This window comes from uncultured Lactobacillus sp. (assembly GCF_945290125.1).
GTDB classification, from domain to species: Bacteria; Bacillota; Bacilli; order Lactobacillales; family Lactobacillaceae; genus Lactobacillus; species Lactobacillus rizhaonensis.
This window is the reverse complement of record NZ_CALYQV010000007.1, coordinates 1-18163: the sequence shown is the minus strand read 5'-3', so window position 1 is coordinate 18163 and position 18163 is coordinate 1. Positions and strand designations below refer to the sequence as shown.

At 34.7% G+C, this 18163-nt stretch carries 21 protein-coding genes and 3 pseudogenes; 21 read left to right on the top strand and 3 right to left on the bottom strand.

All coding sequences use genetic code 11. From position 1 onward, the window contains the following. The first annotated feature begins 22 nt into the window (after positions 1-22). The 3 genes from Q0K80_RS02220 to Q0K80_RS02210 all read left to right on the top strand — a co-directional run bounded on the left by Q0K80_RS02220 (position 23) and on the right by Q0K80_RS02210 (position 2432). Positions 23-229 (top strand): helix-turn-helix transcriptional regulator, encoded by a 207-nt coding sequence (locus Q0K80_RS02220; protein WP_365934833.1) that lies wholly within the window; start codon positions 23-25, stop codon positions 227-229. Further along, entirely contained in the window at positions 216-674 is a 459-nt protein-coding gene (locus tag Q0K80_RS02215; protein ID WP_294602525.1) for a hypothetical protein, read from the top strand. Before Q0K80_RS02220 ends, Q0K80_RS02215 begins: the two co-directional genes overlap by 14 nt. Before the next feature lie 186 nt (positions 675-860). Continuing rightward, positions 861-2432, top strand: a complete 1572-nt coding sequence (locus tag Q0K80_RS02210) for an ABC transporter ATP-binding protein (protein ID WP_294602523.1) — start codon at positions 861-863, stop codon at positions 2430-2432. Between the two features lie 110 nt (positions 2433-2542). On the opposite strand, the gene Q0K80_RS02205 is transcribed toward Q0K80_RS02210, so the two are convergent. Next, positions 2543-2926: a hypothetical protein gene (locus Q0K80_RS02205; RefSeq protein WP_294602520.1), complete on the bottom strand. Its 384-nt coding sequence runs from the start codon at positions 2924-2926 to the stop codon at positions 2543-2545. A gap of 166 nt (positions 2927-3092) precedes the next feature. Between Q0K80_RS02205 and Q0K80_RS02200 the strand changes: the two genes are divergently transcribed. From Q0K80_RS02200 to Q0K80_RS02130, 14 genes and pseudogenes are all read left to right on the top strand, one after another. Further along, positions 3093-3293: a PTS sugar transporter subunit IIB gene (locus Q0K80_RS02200; RefSeq protein WP_294602517.1), complete on the top strand. Its 201-nt coding sequence runs from the start codon at positions 3093-3095 to the stop codon at positions 3291-3293. Then, positions 3271-3585, top strand: a complete 315-nt coding sequence (locus tag Q0K80_RS02195; RefSeq protein WP_294602513.1) for a PTS sugar transporter subunit IIB — start codon at positions 3271-3273, stop codon at positions 3583-3585. Before Q0K80_RS02200 ends, Q0K80_RS02195 begins: the two co-directional genes overlap by 23 nt. Before the next feature lie 2 nt (positions 3586-3587). Next, positions 3588-4414: pseudogene (locus Q0K80_RS10360) on the top strand (PTS sugar transporter subunit IIC). 46 nt (positions 4415-4460) lie between these two features. Continuing rightward, positions 4461-5237 (top strand): annotated as a pseudogene (locus Q0K80_RS02180) (PTS system mannose/fructose/sorbose family transporter subunit IID); the annotation flags it as partial. Between the two features lie 281 nt (positions 5238-5518). Further along, complete coding sequence (locus tag Q0K80_RS02175) at positions 5519-6529, top strand: substrate-binding domain-containing protein (RefSeq protein WP_294602505.1); 1011 nt, start codon at positions 5519-5521, stop codon at positions 6527-6529. A 12-nt stretch (positions 6530-6541) separates the two neighbouring features. Beyond that, positions 6542-7036 (top strand): DUF4874 domain-containing protein, encoded by a 495-nt coding sequence (locus tag Q0K80_RS02170; protein WP_294602502.1) that lies wholly within the window; start codon positions 6542-6544, stop codon positions 7034-7036. Continuing rightward, positions 7023-7511, top strand: a complete 489-nt coding sequence (locus Q0K80_RS02165; protein ID WP_294602500.1) for a DUF4832 domain-containing protein — start codon at positions 7023-7025, stop codon at positions 7509-7511. Before Q0K80_RS02170 ends, Q0K80_RS02165 begins: the two co-directional genes overlap by 14 nt. 81 nt (positions 7512-7592) lie before the next feature. Then, positions 7593-8246 (top strand): annotated as a pseudogene (locus Q0K80_RS02160) (DUF4832 domain-containing protein); the annotation flags it as partial. Then, positions 8218-8412: a DUF4874 domain-containing protein gene (locus Q0K80_RS02155; RefSeq protein WP_294602498.1), complete on the top strand. Its 195-nt coding sequence runs from the start codon at positions 8218-8220 to the stop codon at positions 8410-8412. The pseudogene Q0K80_RS02160 and the gene Q0K80_RS02155, both read left to right, overlap by 29 nt. Next, positions 8399-8548, top strand: a complete 150-nt coding sequence (locus tag Q0K80_RS02150) for a DUF4874 domain-containing protein (protein ID WP_294602496.1) — start codon at positions 8399-8401, stop codon at positions 8546-8548. The genes Q0K80_RS02155 and Q0K80_RS02150 overlap by 14 nt, the downstream gene beginning before the upstream one ends. Further along, positions 8545-9447: a DUF4832 domain-containing protein gene (locus tag Q0K80_RS02145; protein WP_294602493.1), complete on the top strand. Its 903-nt coding sequence runs from the start codon at positions 8545-8547 to the stop codon at positions 9445-9447. Before Q0K80_RS02150 ends, Q0K80_RS02145 begins: the two co-directional genes overlap by 4 nt. A gap of 230 nt (positions 9448-9677) precedes the next feature. After that, the gene (locus Q0K80_RS02140) at positions 9678-10796 is read left to right on the top strand and encodes an ABC transporter permease (RefSeq protein WP_294602491.1); all 1119 of its coding nucleotides are present in this window, start codon (positions 9678-9680) and stop codon (positions 10794-10796) included. Further along, the gene (locus tag Q0K80_RS02135; protein ID WP_294602488.1) at positions 10793-12055 is read left to right on the top strand and encodes a tellurium resistance protein TerC; all 1263 of its coding nucleotides are present in this window, start codon (positions 10793-10795) and stop codon (positions 12053-12055) included. Before Q0K80_RS02140 ends, Q0K80_RS02135 begins: the two co-directional genes overlap by 4 nt. Position 12056: 1 nt before the next feature. After that, positions 12057-12926 carry an ATP-binding cassette domain-containing protein gene (locus Q0K80_RS02130; RefSeq protein ID WP_294602485.1) on the top strand — a complete coding sequence of 290 codons (870 nt, stop codon included), beginning with the start codon at positions 12057-12059 and terminating at the stop codon, positions 12924-12926. Here Q0K80_RS02130 and Q0K80_RS02125 read toward each other — a convergent pair. Further along, a complete protein-coding gene (locus Q0K80_RS02125; RefSeq protein WP_294602482.1) occupies positions 12923-13768 on the bottom strand; it encodes a helix-turn-helix transcriptional regulator in 846 nt (281 codons plus the stop codon). The two genes, Q0K80_RS02130 and Q0K80_RS02125, sit on opposite strands and share 4 nt — an antisense overlap. 140 nt (positions 13769-13908) lie before the next feature. Here Q0K80_RS02125 and Q0K80_RS02120 point away from each other — a divergent pair, with 140 nt between their 5' ends. The 4 genes from Q0K80_RS02120 (at position 13909) to Q0K80_RS02105 (ending at position 17657) form a co-directional block, all read left to right on the top strand. Beyond that, positions 13909-15507 carry an ABC transporter ATP-binding protein gene (locus Q0K80_RS02120; protein WP_294602479.1) on the top strand — a complete coding sequence of 533 codons (1599 nt, stop codon included), beginning with the start codon at positions 13909-13911 and terminating at the stop codon, positions 15505-15507. Then, on the top strand, positions 15497-15775 hold the full coding sequence (locus tag Q0K80_RS02115; protein WP_294602477.1) for a DUF2087 domain-containing protein: 279 nt from the start codon (positions 15497-15499) through the stop codon (positions 15773-15775). The genes Q0K80_RS02120 and Q0K80_RS02115 overlap by 11 nt, the downstream gene beginning before the upstream one ends. A 403-nt stretch (positions 15776-16178) precedes the next feature. Further along, positions 16179-16937 carry a hypothetical protein gene (locus Q0K80_RS02110; RefSeq protein WP_294602474.1) on the top strand — a complete coding sequence of 253 codons (759 nt, stop codon included), beginning with the start codon at positions 16179-16181 and terminating at the stop codon, positions 16935-16937. Between the two features lie 15 nt (positions 16938-16952). After that, the gene (locus Q0K80_RS02105) at positions 16953-17657 is read left to right on the top strand and encodes an ATP-binding cassette domain-containing protein (protein ID WP_294602470.1); all 705 of its coding nucleotides are present in this window, start codon (positions 16953-16955) and stop codon (positions 17655-17657) included. Positions 17658-17852: 195 nt separating this feature from the next. On the opposite strand, the gene Q0K80_RS02100 is transcribed toward Q0K80_RS02105, so the two are convergent. Further along, positions 17853-18163, bottom strand: a 311-nt coding sequence (locus tag Q0K80_RS02100) for a hypothetical protein (protein WP_294602467.1), incomplete at its 5' end; no start/stop codon positions are given.

Genomic DNA, 18163 nt, shown 5'->3' with positions numbered 1-18163 from the left:
AGAAGGTGAGATTATCACAAATTTGGTTAAAGAAAATAGGAAAAAGCTGCATTTAACGCAGCGTGAACTTGCCGCTAAAGTGGGTGTCACTGAAAGAACGATTATCTCAGTAGAAAAGGGGAAATATAAGCCCTCACTCGTCTTGGCGTATAAACTGGCGCAAGTTTTTAGAACTGATATTGAAACCTTGTTTTGTTTAGAGGAGTACTTAGAAAATGAAAAAGAATAAGAAAAGAAAGCTCAAATATTATTTCTCAGCATGCTTTTTTACATTATCAGCACTTCTTGAGTTGGCGCTGATCAGTTTAGAAATTCTGCAGCACCGTAGGCAAATCGATATACCGAAAAATATTGTTTATGCAGTTTCTGCTATTAGTTTTGCTGCTTATCTTTATTATAAAGCTAAAACTGTGGGCACAGATAAAGATGATGAGGATGAGCGTGATGAATTTATTGCAGTGAAAACTGATCACCAAATGTATAAAATAGCTAACTGGTTAATTTATATTCTGAGCCTGGTTTTTCTGACTGGGGCGGCGTTCATGTATGAAGCTCAAGGGTTTACGACACTGGTCATAATATTGATAACCATTGCCGCTACTTTAAGTGTTTTATGGAACTTATTATTATTAATTGAAATGATTATAGGTATTACTAATGAACTTAGAAATTAATAAGGCCTAAATATTTATAAGGATATAAAACTGGTTCTGCATTTTAGTATAAAATTTGTCCCACTTACTTTCCTGATAGTGACCTCTTAGTCAAATAGTATTGTAAACATGGCTTTCCTCAAGTTTAATTAATTTATCATCTTTGATGAATGAAAAGATTATTAACAAAACTGAGGGAGAAACGTAATGATTTACCATAACTATTCACATTTAAAATTCTTTTGGCTCAATGTTTTCGGTTTGATATACAGTACTTTAAATATCTTTGCTGCTTATATGCTTAGCAGCTTGATAAATATGGCAACCATAAGACAATTTTCAGCTTTACCTTCTTTAATGCTGCAGATCATAGTAGCGTTAACTATAATCTTAATTTCAGGATTAATATTTAATTACTTAAAAACCGATGCAGTTAAGCAGATTAACACTAAGTTGAGATCTAAAGTACTGAAAGGGATGCTGCTAAATAAAGAAGAAGACAGCTCTGATTTAGGCTTTTTAACTAACGACTTTAAGTTATTAGAAACTAATCGTTATGAAGCTGAAATTGAAATTCTGATCTATGCCTATACCGTTATTTTGGCGCTGGGTTATGCTTTATATTTAAACTGGTTTGTTACCTTAATTTATTTCGTGGGCTCAGCAATCCCTACAATCGTCTCCAACTTTTTTCAAAAACCAATTCAAAAGGCATCAGGTGATTGGACTAAGGCCAACGATAAATATGTCAGTCAAACTAAAAATATTTTAGCTGGCACCGGAACATTTAATTTATACGGCAAGCAAGACAATGCTGTCAGGCAAAATAAACGTGCCGTTAATCGCTTGGAAGAAAAACTGGCCAAAATGAATGTGCTGAATAATAATACTAATACTTACCTTAATGTTATCGCGATTGCCAGTGCCTTTTTATTACCATTTGCTTTTGGGTCATTTCTGGTAGTCAATGGTCAAATTACACTAGGGGCATTATTTGCCATCACTCAGCTTTCTAACTCTTTTGTTAATCCTATCCTGCAAATTTTGAATGAACGAAACAATCTATCTACCACTATGGGTATCGTTAACAAGATCAAGCAGTTTATTGCTAAAGGAGAACAAAAACAGCAAAATGGTGTTGCTAATGATGACTTTAAGCAACTAGAAATAAAAGATCTGACTTTAAAACGACAAGGTAAAGAATTGGCTAGTCAAATTAATTTCGCAGTCGCAAAAGGACAAAAGGTTGCGGTCATTGGACCGTCCGGCTCTGGTAAATCCACCATGCTCCAATATTTAATGTATGGTGATTATGGTCAGGCACAAGAAGAGTTGCTTAATCAAAAAGCTGTTAAGCCCGGTACTTTTACTAATCTGTTTGCATATTCAAGTCAAAGCGCGGTCATCTTTGCCGACTCATTATGGTTTAACCTAACCTTGGGTGCGGATATTTCTAGAGAAAAAGTAACAGAGGTTTGTGAACGTTTAGAACTGGGGCAGCTGGTTAAAGAAAAAGGTTTTGACTACCAATTAGGTGATAATGCCGACCAATTATCTGGTGGGCAATTAGCTCGAATTGAATTAGCAAGGGCAATTTTAGCCAAACGACCAATTTTATTACTGGATGAGGTTAATGCCTCACTAGATAAGACTACTTCTCAAGCAATTCATAATTATCTGTTTGACTCAGACTTTACTTTCATTGAGGTTATTCACCACTATGAACCGGCAGAACTGAAGCGTTATGATGCCGTGATTGATTTCAATAATTATATCTAGAATTTATATTTCGAAAAAAATCTATAGTTAACAAAAAGCTTACTTTCTAAAAAAGAAAATAAGCTTTTTTGTATATAAAAATTAAAACTACAACATTTGCTGCAGTTTTATTAAATTTCTTCGATAAGTAACCCACAGCGGAAATTGAAAACTAATTCAATAAGTAAAAAGATAATAATTGCTGAAACATTTTGTGAAAACGGAACATAGCTTTTAATCATAGGCGGAATTAATAATAAAGCTGCGATCATGACAACTATTAAAACTGAGGACTTGGGATTAGGAATAACTTTATAATGAGCGTCAGTCTTATTAATAATCATTTTTGGTGAGCGATTTAGTCCACCCTGGGTGAGTTGCAGTGTGTCTCCTTTTTTTAAGTTTAGTTTTAAAGCATAACCAGCAGCAATACTGCCTACCCTTAAAACATTGACTATTACAGTTGTAGGTTTACCCATTGAAATATTATTTTTTGATCGTTGAACTGTAATCATACCGGTACACTTTCTTTAATAATAGTTGTTTAGGATTAGCTTATTAATAAAACAAATCAATGTCAATGTTATTTACTAAAAAAAATTATGTTTACAAAACAAAATATATAAACTATAATTTTAGTGTAAGTTGATGTAAGCGATAACAAGAAGGAGGTAATGAATTGTGCAGTTAGTAAATGTCAGAGTTGATAGCCGTCTGATTCATGGTCAAGTAGCTCGTGTGTGGACTGGGCAATTAGGAGCAGAACGATTAATGGTCGTTGGCGACAAAGTTTCTAAAGATGACTTGGAAAAAAACAGCTTTAAAACTAGCTCGTCCTACCCAAGCAGCCTTAAGTATTTTGCCACCAGATCGTGCAAGTAACAATATTGTTCAAGGACGCTATGCGGACCAAAAAATATTTATTATTACACGTGAACCAGAAGCTCTAGTTAAGATGGTTGATGCCGGAGTACCGATTAAAGAAGTTAACGTTGGTAATTTGCCAAGTGGTGAAGGCAGACTGCAACTGTTCAAGAGCGTGGGAGTTAATGACGAAGAAATAAAGGCTTTTAAGGAACTTGATTCTCGGGGAGTAAAACTTTACCACCAGATGGTGCCGAACGATCCTAGAGAAGACTTTATGTCTGAATTAAATAAACGGATGGAGAAATAATAATGAATTCATTGAGTGTAGTTCAAATAATTTTGCTGTCTTTGTTTGCTTTCTTCCAAATCAATGAAATTATCACAGTTGGTATTGGTTTTGGTAACCCTGTTAACGCTGGCTTAATTGCAGGACTGATTGTCGGCGATATGAAATTAGGTTTGGCCGTAGGAGCAACATTACAGTTAATGATATTAGGTGTCGGTACTTTTGGTGGTGCTTCGATTCCTGATTATGCCACTGGCGCAATCATAGGTACTGCAATTGCGCATATTTCAGGAAAAGGTATTAACTATGGTATTGGTGTTGCTATTCCTGTTTGCCTATTGATGGTGCAACTTGATATTTTGGCTCGTTTTGCTAATACCTACTTTGCGCACAGAATTGATAAGGCAATCGATCGTAACAATGATAAAGCTGTTATACGAAATAGTCTTTATGGGGCTATCCCGTGGGGGCTTTCACGGTCAGTGCCTGTATGTTAATTTTCGGTGAAGCATTTGTCAAAAATGTACTGAACTATATGCCACAGTGGTTAATGGGTGGATTGAAATCCGCCGGAACTATGTTACCAGCTGTTGGTATCGCTATCTTAATGCATTATCTGCCTATTAAGAAATTTGGTGCATACATGATTTTTGGCTTTGTAGCCGCTGCTTATTTAAACGTACCGATGCTTGGTGTTGCACTTGTCGGAGTCGGCTTTGCCATTAATCGTTATAATTCTATCATTCATGATAAAAACCAGTCTGGTAGCAGTAACAATGGCTTAAATACAGAAAAAGCTGCTGAAATGGGTATTGTTGATAAAGGAGTAATTACCGGTGATGAAGAATAATACTACATAAAAAACTACGACGGAACAAAGTCATAAGTTAACTAAAAAAGATATTCGTAGCGCTAACTTACGCTGGATTTTTACCTCTGCATTAAGCTGGAACTACGAAACGATGATGGCTCCAGGTTATATTGGTTCACAAATGCCAATCTTACATAAGTTGTATGGTGACAAGCCTGAAGATATAAAAAAAATGATGCGGGCGCAGTCTGAATACTTCAACACCAGTCCGCATATGGGTTCCATTATCCAAGGTGTCGACATTGCTCTTGAAGAAAAAGAGGGTATTAAGTCAGTTGACGGTGTAAGAGGTATTAAAACTGGTCTTATGGGATCATTTGCTGCCGTAGGTGACACCTTATTAGGTACCGTTCAATCAACTATCTTTGGTGCGATTGCATCATATATGGCCCTTAAAGGTAACCCATTTGGTGCTATTTTATGGATGGTTGCACTAGGCGTTCTCTACATTTGGGCTTATACTTGGATGCCATTTGCCTACAAGCAAGGTGTCAACTTAGTTACTTCAATGAGTTCTAAGCTTAATGCACTGACTGATTCAGCAACTTTGCTGGGGGTAACAGTTGTAGGAGCTTTAATTCCAACTGTTATTACGTTAAAGATTCCGTTCATCTTTAGAGCTGGAAAAGTTTCGATGAAATTGCAGGATATTTTTAACCAAATTATGCCATCGCTTCTGCCAGTTTTGCTAGTTGCCTTTATTTATTGGCTGCTGGATCGTAAACATATGAACTCAACTAGAGCAACTTGGTTTGTTTTAATTTTGGCTATTGTTTTGTTCAACTTGAAAGTTGTTGCTTAATAACAGGAAATATAGAAATTAAAAAGTAATCAGATTATCTGCTGAGAAAAAGCATATTACTAAATTTAAGCAGGTAAAGTAAGAAAAAACGGATGTATTTTCAATAATAATACAACCGTCTTTTCTTTGAACTGCAAAAAATATTTGCTATCATAATTGCAAAAACGCTGTAATATCAGCAATTATGGGTAGAATATCAGGTTCTAAAAGTTTATATTTTTAAGAAATTAATATTAATAGCACCTGTTATAACAACCAAATATGAAAAATGAGAAGATAAGATGGCTAATATCAGACAGGTAGCTAAGTTAGCAGGTGTTTCAGCAAGTACAGTCTCACGAATATTAAATGATGACACTTCTTTAAATGTTACTGATCAAACACGGATCAAAGTTTTAGCGGCTACAAAAAAATTAAATTATCATATCAAAAATAAAAGTAAAAAATGTCCAGTTGTTGGTGTATTAACAACTGTGGACTTGGATCAAGTAGCAGAATATACGTATTACCAACAAATAAAACAGGGAATCATTGAAGAACTCAAAAGAGAAAAAATGACATTGAGTTCTATCTATTATTTAAATAACTCTTTGGATAGTTCATTTTGGGATGGCGTGTATTATTGGGATGGCGTGATTGTTATCGGCGACTTGTCCGAATCAGCCATTAGCGAACTAAAAAAATTAAACTCTAATATCGTAATTATTGAAGCAAGATATAAAAATAATTCCGTCAAGCTGGTTAATGCTAATTTAACTGCCGGAGTAAAAGAAGCTTTAACACAACTAGAAAAATTTGCTCAAACTAATATTGTATATGTTGGTGGTCCCCGCTATATGACTAATTTGCAGGGAGAAAAAACTCAAGCAAAAGGTGAAGTTCGTTTAAATTGCTACCGAGAGTGGATGAAGTTGCACGACCAAGATGAGTGTTCAATCCTTACTCCGGACTGGAGCATTGAAGATGGCGTACAGGCGGGTAAAAAGATTGCACAATTACCTACTTTACCCAAGGGAATTTTAGCTGGAAATGATCAATTGGCAATTGGAATAATGCAGGAATTGCATACAAAGGGTTTTCATGCTCCTACCGATTATCACATTATTGGGTTTGATAATATTCAAATTGCACAATATTATATTCCCAGACTGTCATCAGTTTCTGTTCCTGAAAAAGACTTAGGTATAACTGCTGTCCATTTAATTAGAGAAGACATAATAGAAAAAAAGGCACGCGCCGCTACAACGTTATTAGAAGTTAAACTAATTTTGCGAGAAAGTACTGGCAATTAATATTGGAGGCCAATGATGTCAAATTATTATCCCAAGCAGTTAAGCGGAGATCAGACTAAGACTTTATTAACAAATCCTGATCGTGGCTTTCGCTTTGAAGTTTATTTAGATGTAAAAACAGGTAAGAGCATTTATGAATATGCTGATCAAGATGCTATCGTTGCTTTGAAAAGAGAAGCGTCACTGTATACTAATGATCAGCCGCGAATAGTGCAGGTTTATTTTTATTTAACAGGTTATCAGCATAAACCGCTGGATGCACAAGCTTTTAACCACATGAATGCCTTTTTTGACGAACTTGCTAAGTTAAACTTAAAGGCACTGCTGCGTTTTGCATATATTTCTGAAGATAAAAGACCTTATAGACAAGCTCCCAGTGTGCGCAGGGTACAGCAACATTTAGAACAGTTATCAGGGTGGCTGCAGGAACACCGCAGGCAGATTCACGCTTTACAAGCTGGAATCATTGGTCCTTGGGGTGAGTGGTCTCAACATGCTCGTTACTGATGAATCAACCATTCTTAATAGTTTGTTGTTAAATTCTCCCCAAGATTTGATGGTTCAAGTACGCTACTTAAATATTAAAAATCGTAATATAAATGTTACTGAAAAATGGAATGAACAGCGAATTGGCTTTCATGATGATTTTCTAATTGGTATTGACCACGAATGGAATACGGCTGGTAAAAATCATGAATCTAATGAATACCAGCAATTGCTAAGAGAATCAAAAAATACAGTTGTTGATGGAGAAAGCATTTGGTTATTTGCTAATCCTATGTATTTAAAAACAAAATATGTCGATCCTGAATTGATGACGCAAAGAATGGTTGAAAATCATTTCACTACTTTGAGTATTGCGCATAATTACCACGAAATCGAAACTAATTCATATTTTAACGTGACACTAGAAAATGAATTAAAAAGAACTGACAAATCAGAAGGACTTAAGTTTCCTCAAACAGGTTCGTTTGAATATTAGAAACATGTTCTTGTTACACCAGATTTATTAGATGAAAAGCATTGGCCATATCAATCATCATGGTTTTGGGATCAGAAGAAGCAGCCAATTAAACGTAATTATTTTGAATATTTACGTGATTATTTAGGCTACCGCTTAGAAGCTACACAAATTAGCTATAATTCTGCTTTAAATGCTGCAGTCTACCTTACAATGAAAAACACTGGTTTCGCTGCACCTTTAGCTTTGGCGAAAATAGAATTGCTGGCTGTGAATAAGCAGCAGGATGTTATTGGTAAAACTTTAGTAGAAAAAAGCACTTTACAAATTAACAATGAAATAACTACGGTTATTCCATTGACTAAATCTGAACAGCCTGACAAAATCGGAGTTAAGCTTCTTGCTACTAATGGTAGTACGGCAGGTCTGGCTAATGGGCTGATGGTATCAATTGGTTTAAATTATGACCGAGGAATCATTATGAAAAAAGTATTTAAGAAACTAACTTTAATAGCTGTATTTTTAAGGCTATTTCTTTTATCAAGTCAGCAAAGTTTATCTTCAGTAAAGGCCGCAACCGTTACTGGATATGACGAAAAGCTCCTAACCGAACAACAAAATCAAGAAATGGCTAACAATACTGATCGCGGCTTTCGTTTAGAGTTAAATTTAAATGTTAAGACCGGCAAGGGCTTATGGGCTAATGCGGATAAAACGGATAGCGCAAATGCAAAATGCGGTAGCTACATTTTCTGATGATAATCCGCGACTTGCACAAGTATACTTTTATCTAACAGATTATAAAAATAAGCCATTAGATCAAGCGGCCTTTAATAATATGGATCAATATTTCCAAAAGTTAAAGCAATATCATTTGCAGGCTGTATTGCGCTTTGCTTACATTTGGGATGATGCTGAATGATGCTCATCCAAAGTCTCAGGAACCTACAGCTGAGCAGGTAGTTGCACATATTAAGCAACTAGCTCCCTGGATTGCCCAGCATCGCGATCAAATAGCGAATTTACAAGCAGGGTTTATTGGAGCTTGGGGAGAATGAGACAGCGGTGCCCGCGCAGCCGTATGAACGAAAAAGAAATTCTCCAAGCCTTGTTAGCTAATACCCCTAAAGACTTATTTATCCAAGTCAGATATTATAATATTAAGTCACGAAATATTGACCCGCAAAGTTCTGACTGGCAAAGAGTTGGATTTCATGATGATTACTTAATTGGTCGCCCTCACGTTTGGAATACTGCAGGCGCTGATCCTAATTCTGCTGAATGGAAGTCAATGGCAGAACAATCTCAGACTGTACCGGTTGACGGTGAAATGATTTGGGGTTCTGCCAATACATCAGACAATAACGGTCAGTTAATTTCTGCACCACTGATTGCTCAACGTCTAGCAGTTCATCATTTTACTTCATTGAGTATAGCTCATAATTATAAAGAAGACGGCAAATACTATTCTTTGAATGCTTGGAAACGGCAACTAGTAACACCTGCACTTTTAGACCAATATAAATTACCGTATCAGAAATCATGGTTTAAAGATACTAATGATAATGAAGCAAGTCGTTCTTGGTATGAATATATCAGGAATTATCTGGGCTACCGCTTAGCAGTTAAAGATATCAGCTATCAAGTAAATGAACAGAATATCGACTATCAAGTTAATCTAACTAATTATGGCCTGGCTGCTCCTGTCCTAATTAATAAAGCAGAACTAGTATTACTGGATGCAACTAAAAATGTAGTGGCTACTAAAGATGTAACTGATACTGCTTACCTACAGTCTTTGCAAACTTTACCAATCAAATGGCAGGTAGATAAAGCCTTAGTCGGTCACGCAAAATATTTAGCCTTTAAGTTTACTGGTTACAGTAATACGGGAAACCGCTTGGCCAATAATATTAATTTTGCAGATGGCTATAATTATTTGCTGACACTTAATTAGATATCGTATTACTATAATTGAACTTTAAAAAGCTGCTGGATTACGTTTTAAAACGTTAGTTCAGCGGTTTTTTTTACTTAATTTAAATTAAAAACGAGATTAGTTTTTGTTTTAAATTAAGCTACTGTAACTTTAGAAGCCATAATAAATTTGATTAAAATATGATAAAATCATTATTAATTACTTTTGCCGGTTTCTAGTGAGTTTCATAAAGTCAGGTGTTATTATTCATGAAGAGCACATATTTTAAAGCAAATTTCAATATTGCACGCAAATCTAAGAAAAACATTCTGCTAATGGGAGCCTTAATTGTGTTCATGGTTTTCTTCGTTTTATTGGTTGGAAATCAGAATCTGGGCGACAATTACCGTCAGTGGCAGTCATACTATGACTCACTGGAAATTAATATCAGCTATTTTAACGGTAACTTATTACGTAAGCAAAAATATAAACAAACTTATGACAATTTAAACGCCCAGGAAGGTTGTATTGCCAGCCTGCAAAATGGTGAAGTTTTAGAGTCGCCACAAACATATTTAGAGAGTTCACTTAACTTATTTCAAACTATGCTTGATGGTTATCAAAATAATTATTTGGGTGCCAGTACCTTAAATGTACCCCCTAAATACCAATTGCGTCAGGGACTGGTTACATATAAATATCTTTATCAGCATCATATACCAGCTGCAATGAGCTCAAAAGTATCTGTAACTTATTTAATTTATATTGTGAACTTCATAGCTGTCCTGATCTTCTTTTATATCTTGCTTATTGCTAATGATGTGTGGATGGTTAAATTAGATCATGAAACGGTTTTACGTAATATTCCGTATCGTGTTGAAGATGAAGTAAAAGGTAAAACAATGATTAATCTGGTTTTAACTTTAGTACCACTAAATATTGGTTTAATTGGCGCATATCTGTTTGCTGGCCTTCTTAACGGCTTTTGCAGTTTGAATTATCCTAATGTTTTTTATTTTAATAAAATTAGGGCAATTCCTATATGGCTGGATTGCTTAATCTTTTTGTTCTATACAGCGGTCTTGGTGGTCTTTGTGACCAGTCTGACTCTACTTCTTAACCAACTGACCAAAAACGTTTATTTAAGTACCTTTATTGGTATTGCTCTTTATGTTTTATCTTATTTACCTAGTAAGTTGCTTAAAGCGATTATTTGGCTACCGTCTGTATACTTAAATGTTAATGATGTGCTTAACGGTACTGTGGCAAGTAAAACTGGATTTGCCGGACTAAATTTTGCCACCGCAGCAATAATATTGTTAATTTGGTCACTTGTCTGTGTAGTTTGGTTTAGGTATTTGGTTAATAAAAAGGGGGCTGCACGATGAGATGGCGCTATTTTCTTTTCCAATTAAAGGCATTTTTGCTCAATCCTAAAAATATTGGTCTATTTATTGCTACTATTATTATGTCTCTTTATTTTGGTTTGGTGAGTGTGCCCAATCATGAAGTAATTGAGCGGGTCGATGCTAAACCAATTCAAAAAGAATATATTGACGACACTGCTTTTCTCAAAGTAGCACGGCAAGAGATAGCTTATTCCAATAAACCGGGTTATTTTTATTTTCCCAGTAAGGGTGCTGTAGATGCGGTTGGTACGTATCCAAAAGTTTTAGCATGCGATAAACAGCTTTTAAGGGCTTTAAAGAAAAATGACTGGCAAACATATACTAAGTATGCTAGCAGACGTTATCAATATATTGATAATCTGATTCATACAGAAGGAAACCAAAATTTCTTGTATCCAGCTGCTTATAATAAAAGTAATAATTACCAACAGGATGGGCATTTTGGTTATCAACGCACGCGTCATTTATACAATGCACTTTTAGCTGGTAAAAAGAACAGGCAAACGCCGCTGGACAAAAATATTCTGGAAGAACGCACTGCTTTGCAGGTAATGCAAAATTCGCTTTCTGGCTGGACGGTTTTAATATTAGTAGTAATAGTTTGCTTCTTTACTGCTGACATTGTGACTAATGACCGGAAATATTATACGGTACTGGAAAATATTCCCTTAAGTAAACGGACCATTCTCTGGCTTAAAACAGGGGTTGTAGAAGTAGGAGTGCTACTAGATTTTATTGTAGCTAGTGTAATAGCTCTTTTCTGTCTTGCACCTAGATATGGTATGGGGACATTAAGATTAAATACAGTCGCCTATTTAGGCCGGATCAATTTCAAACTTATCTTTAAAACGGAAACACTGGGTATGTATTATTTACAATTCATTATTTTTGCAATCATTGTTTCGTTTATTTTTATCAGGCTCACGATTTTATTATCGTTAACTTTTCGTAATGATTATGTAGCAGGGATGCTTAGTAGTTTGTTTGCTATCAGTGCCAAGGTACTATACTTCTCGTTCGGAATGGGCTTTGTTCACCCGGTTTTGGAGAAGTTGCCCATGACTTATTTTTCAATTGGTGACAGCACTACAGGCAATTTAGCTTATTTAATGGATACTCCTGGCTGGGGCTTTAACTCAGGGCTGGGGCCACTACTTGTAGCTATGCTTGCCATCGAAACATTACTGTTTCTGTTTACCCAAATTAAAAGTATTCCTTTAGTTAGGCGGGGTGATTAAAATGTTAGAACTAAAAGATGTCAGATTGGCTTTTGGAAAAAACGTTGTTTTGGATGACATTAACCTCAAATTTAAACAAGGAGAAATAGTTGGCTTGGTTGCTCCTAATGGGACAGGTAAGTCAACCCTGATTAATGTTATTTTGCATAATTTAACACCGCAAAAAGGATTCGTTGAGTATGAAGGTACACGTTATCAAAGTCAAAAAGATACGATTAAATTACACCAGCAAATCTGCTCTTTTCCCGAACAAAGTGATTTATTTCCTTTCATGACGGGGCGGGACCATCTTAATTTATATGCTGATCTTTGGCACAATTCTGCTAAACCTGTTGACCAAATTATTGCTGACTTGCAAATGAAAAGTTATGTTGATCGGAAAGTGCAGACATATTCTTTGGGAATGAAGCAGAGACTATGCTTTGCCATGGTAGTAGCAGCTGATTCTCCAGTAATGCTTTTAGATGAGGTAATGAATGGACTCGACCCTCAGAATGTGGCTTTAATTTCACAAATACTTCTTAAATTAAAAGAGGAAAAGAAGCTGATCATTATGGCCTCACATCTTTTGTCCAACTTGCAGCAGTATGCTGATAGAGTCTTATTTATGGGTAAGGGACATATCATTGAAGATTTAGACAATAAAAAGCAAAAAAAGCATTATTTAAAAATGCAGTCTAGTCCTGAAGCTACTAAGCTGCTGTCTGATTATCATTATGAGACTCTGCCCAATAATCTGCTACTGGTTCCTTTGGCAGAAATTACCCCAGACAAGCTGACTCAGCTGCTAGCAAACCTAGTGAAAGCCGATATTCAGTACTCGGTTGAAAGAATTGATATCGAAGACTTATTTAACAAATTTTATAATTAGTTTAGAGCTTTAACCCGATTTAATATTTGTAAAAAGTAAGTAGCCGTAGTTTGCATGTTCATACTGGTTAAAAAATGAATAATTGAAACAGCTAAATCATCATTGGCAGTATTGTGAAAGCTGAGAATTGCATTTAAAAATTTGCGACCAACAATTAGCAACATTTCGTTATCTGGTAAGTCAATCTGATTTATTTGTGTGAGCAGTTTATCTGCAAATTTAAACTGACTATTTGTAATTAAGCCAATTACAGCTTCAAACAGTGCCGCTATACCAAAATGAAATGTACCATCTCCCGCTTTTTTAATAAAAGAAATATTATTGATAACCTGAACAGAAATTTGGTAAATGATTCTGGGGCTAATAATCGGGATAACATTGGCAAACAGTGAAAGAAATTCATGACCCCAAACAGTTATTTTACTTAATTGCTGGTTTAGTTCATTTTGTTGAGCTATAGGAAAAATGTTGTGCTGTGAAGTTTTATAATACAAACTGCAAGCAATTGCTGCATAATCGAGATCAAAAGGATCTTGACTTGATCTATATTTATTTAAAGCAGATTGAGCCAGTTTTTCCAAATAGTCTTTATCGTGATTACTCCAGGATTTTTCTAAAATAAGTGCAATATGATCCTGCGGGTCTAGTTTGGCAAGCGCAATATATTCAGTTGCTGATAAACTGATTCTTTCGCATAGTTTTAATACCCGGTTAAAGTCCATATGGCCTTGATCATTTTCCCACCGGGATAGCATCTGAATGGAACAAATACCTTTAGCTGCTTCTTTAAGAGTAATATGCTGTTTTCTTCTTAATTGTTTAAATTCAATTCCTGATTGCATGTTGTTTTGTCCTTTTTGATATATTATGGCACTTTTTTCTCATATATGAGAAAAGAAAGATATTCAAAAATTAGTCATGCTTTAATATAGCTAATCAAAAAATATCTTAACTGTTTTAATAATGAAAAAGGAGTAGAAAAATGCAATCTTCATTAAAATTTGCGCCTAAATGCAAATTAGGTGCATACACACTTTTAGCAATAGTCAGTGCGTTTGGCAATGTTGTGATTGCTTATGTCACCAAGATCATGTTAAATGCAGCGCAATATCGTCAAGGCGACAGTAGTAATTTAATTAAAATTGCTGGCATTGGTGCTGCAACAATCTTAATTATTATGTTGTCTAATTTTGTATACCGCTATATCAAGTGTTCTATTATTCAAGATGTCAATGTTTATCTTAAAGAGAAAACGATGGGTTATCTGATTGAACAACGCAGTGATTCACAAAAGGATGGCTTAAGCCTGATGACCAACGATCTTAAACAGATTGAGACGTCTAAGACTATAAATGAACTAATGATCATTGCAGAATTAGTTTCTTTTCTACTGTCAGTTGTGGTTGGTTTAATCAATTCTTGGATTTTAACATTAATTTTTATGGTAACTACTTTAATTCCCGGACTGGTGCAAAGAGCATTTACCAAAACCGTTCAAGCTAAAGCAAAAGTCTGGGAGACAAATAACGTTTCGTATACCCAGAGTGTGAATGACGGGCTGAACGGAGCGCAAACTGTTGGATTGTACGATGCTCTAAGTTCGACTATTAGTAAAGTCGTTAACAGTGCCAAAAGAATGGAAGAGGCATTAAAGTCATTAAATTTCACACAAGCTGCAGCGGGAGAAGTCATTATGGCTTTCGCAGATATTTTCAGCTTTATACTGCCATTTTTAGTAGGTGCTATCTTAATGCTGCAAGGACAGATCGGTGTTGGTACCTTAATTATGATAGTGCAACTATCAAATGAATTTATTAATCCGATAGTTAATATTTTTCAGCAATTAAATGCTATTAAGTCTACTAAACCAATGTGGAATAAAGTAGAGCAGGCTCTGTCTTTTTCAGCTGACAGTACTAAAAGTGCGAAAACTGGTCAATTTACTGGTTTGAAAGTTGAAGATGCCACTTATAGTCAAGGTGGGAGAAAGATTTTTGCTTATCTTAACTTGGCGGTAGCACCTAACGAAAAAATTTTACTCATGGCACCTAGTGGTTGGGGTAAGACTACACTGTTGAACTTAATGCTGGGTAAAATTAAGCCAAATGAGGGGCATGTCTTTATTGATGATAAAGATGTTACCGGTAATTGGGCTGAAGCTCACGATAATTTTAGTTACGTCAACCAAAAGCCGTTTATCTTTGATGATACAATCAAATTTAATATTCTATTAGGTCGAAAGGTTTCTGCAGCAAGTTTGGCTGAAGCAGTTGAATCGGCGGGACTAACTGAACTCGTGAATGAAAAAGGCTGGGACTATCAAGTTGGCGAAAAGGGGGCAAATTTATCCGGAGGACAAATCCAAAGAATTGAAATTGCACGTGCTTTTCTCTCTGAACGGCCCGTATTGCTGGCAGATGAGGCTACTAGTGCCCTTGATCCAGATCTGTCACTTGCAATTCATAAAACGTTATTAAAAAAGCCTAATTTGGCAGTAATTGAAGTGGCTCATAAAATTTCTGCCACTGAAAAATCATTGTTTGATCGGATAATTAATTTAAATGGAGAAAATGAAGAATAAAGAAGTATTAATACGCTATATTGATGATGATGGAGTTGTTAAAGTATGGCCTGGTAAGGCTAAAAACCGGCTGTTGATTTTACAATATTTGGCAACTAAATTTGAACCAGCTAAAAAATATTCTGAGCAGGAAGTGAACCTGATTTTAATGCACTTTGTGTCAGACTATGTTACTAGAAGACGAGATCTAATTGAAAATCATTTTTTGAACAGAACAGATGACGGCAGAGTTTACTGGCTGAATGAAGAAAATGGAGTAAAGTATTAGGATTTAATTTAATATAATTAAGGACTAGTGGCGCATTAACCGCTTGTCCTTTTTGTTTTGGCGAAAAGCTACAAATTAATTTAGCAGCCTTTGTAGTAAAATTTAATTTGTGTAATAGCAACTGCAATATAAAATAATCTAGAAAGACTAAAAGGGGTATTTTTATAGCCTTAAATAACAAAAATATGAAATTTAATTGACTGGTATATAAAAATAACATATAATTTTCATAATTATCGTACAGTGAAGGCTATTAGTAAATTGACTGTTGCTGCTAAGCTGAGAATCTATTTGAAATGAAAATTAGCTGAATTTTGATTCTTAGTTAAATTTAAGTACACCTTTTAGGCGGTAAGTTTAGACTATTTCAAAAATGTTAGGTAATATTCACGGAGATTTCTATATGAAAAAAAAGTTTTATTCGCTCTACAAGATTTTTCTTATTAATGCTTTTAGCAACAAAATTGCACTAATGTTTAACATTGTCTTCCCAGTTATATATTTTGCTATATCTAATGCTCCTGTTTTTATTAATAACTACACTGTCAGTAAGAGTAAACTAATTAGCGGCAGTGCATACTATTTTGCCTATATTGCTTTAACAACTGTTCTAAACTCAGTGATTCTGGCAATGGTTGAGTATCGTGACTACGGCTATTATAAAGTTATTTACATGGTAACAAATTCAAAATATCTAGTATTGATTAGTCAATTTTTATCGCAATGGACGTTTTTAATAATAGAATTATTTCTATTTAACTTAATTACCGCACTAATGTTTAAATCTTTTGCCTATCTAGGTTATTTACTGTTAACCACTATCATAGCTGCGACTGTGTTGGTTTTGCCTTTAACTATGGGCTTGTATTTTTTGTTAACAACAAAATTAAAGTTGCAAACTTACAATATTGTTATTACATTAATTATTTTGGCCTCATTCATGGTGTCAGCTGTTGAAGCAAAAAATAAACTGTTAAATTTATTATTACTATGTACGCCCGTTAAATACCTGATGAAGGGGTATGAAGTAATAATGCAAATGTTGTTTTCTAGAGTAAATTGGGCAACCCTTGCTAATTTATTGATCGTTATTCTAATTTATGTCCTATTTGGGATGATTTTTATTGCGAAACAAAATATTTCTACAATTTTTGAAAAATAGTTGTAAGGAGACAATATGGAAATTAAGCATTTGAACTTTTCTTATAAAAATAAAGAAATCTTTGCCGATTTTAACGCAAAATTTATTGCCGATCAGTTAAATATAATCATTGGCAGTAATGGTGCTGGTAAAACGACTTTACTTAATCTTATCTATGGCTTTATTGATAGTCCTGCTACAGCTATGATAGGTTTTCCTTCTATGCCTAATATTATTTATAAATTTCAAAATATGTCTTTCTTTGATGAGCTGACGGTAAAACAAGTAATAAATTTTTTTAAATCAATGAATGATCACACTGCTACAAGTACTAATGCGCAAACTAGTTTTTATAATGAGATTATAAAAGGATTAATAAATACCAAACTAAGGTCTTTATCCGGTGGAGAATACCAGTCTGTTATGGTTTATTGTACTAGCATAATGGAGCGGGAATTATATTTATTCGATGAACCTCTTAGTGGAATTGACAGTTATATTGAAAATTTAATTCTAGACTTAATTGTATCTTTAGTTGTTGAGAAAAAGAAAAAAGTTATTATGACTTTGCACCAGCTGGATAAATTAAATTCCATGCAGGCGCATATTGTATTCGTTGGGAACAAAAAATGTGTTTTTCAAGGTACCTACAGTGAAATGTTACACATTGCAGATACAGATGATATTGATATTGCATTTAAGAAAATGCGATCAGGCAATATCTTGTTAAATCAAGAGTAACTATCATTTTGATTTATAAGAGGTAATAAAAATAATTAAGCTGAACAGACTATTTTGGTTTGCATGGTGTATTAATCAGCAATGCATTACTAATTAAAATGAAGTGGCTTAAATAATGGCTCTTTGTCAAATTCTGTTGATAATAGAGTAAATGAATAGAACCAAGCAGCAAGTAAACTACTTGGTTCTTTTGTGTTAATTAAGAAGTGAAATAAGTCCGCGATAGCAGCTTTGGTGAATTAGTTGAGCGACTTTAGCTGGGGCAACCTTGGGATGTTTGGCCCACCATTTTTGTGTTTCTAATAAACTGACAAAATAAAGACTGGCAAAGTATTCTAAAATATCGGGAGCAATCTTTTCCTTTTGTAATATCTGCCTGATTTCTTTTTTTACACTATTTTCGATTTCGCGACTGGGATTAAATGTTGCGGTTTTGATGCTAAGTAGAAGTGGCAGAAATTTAATTTGTGGCGCTATATCATTCAGTGCAGCAATAGTTCTGGTCA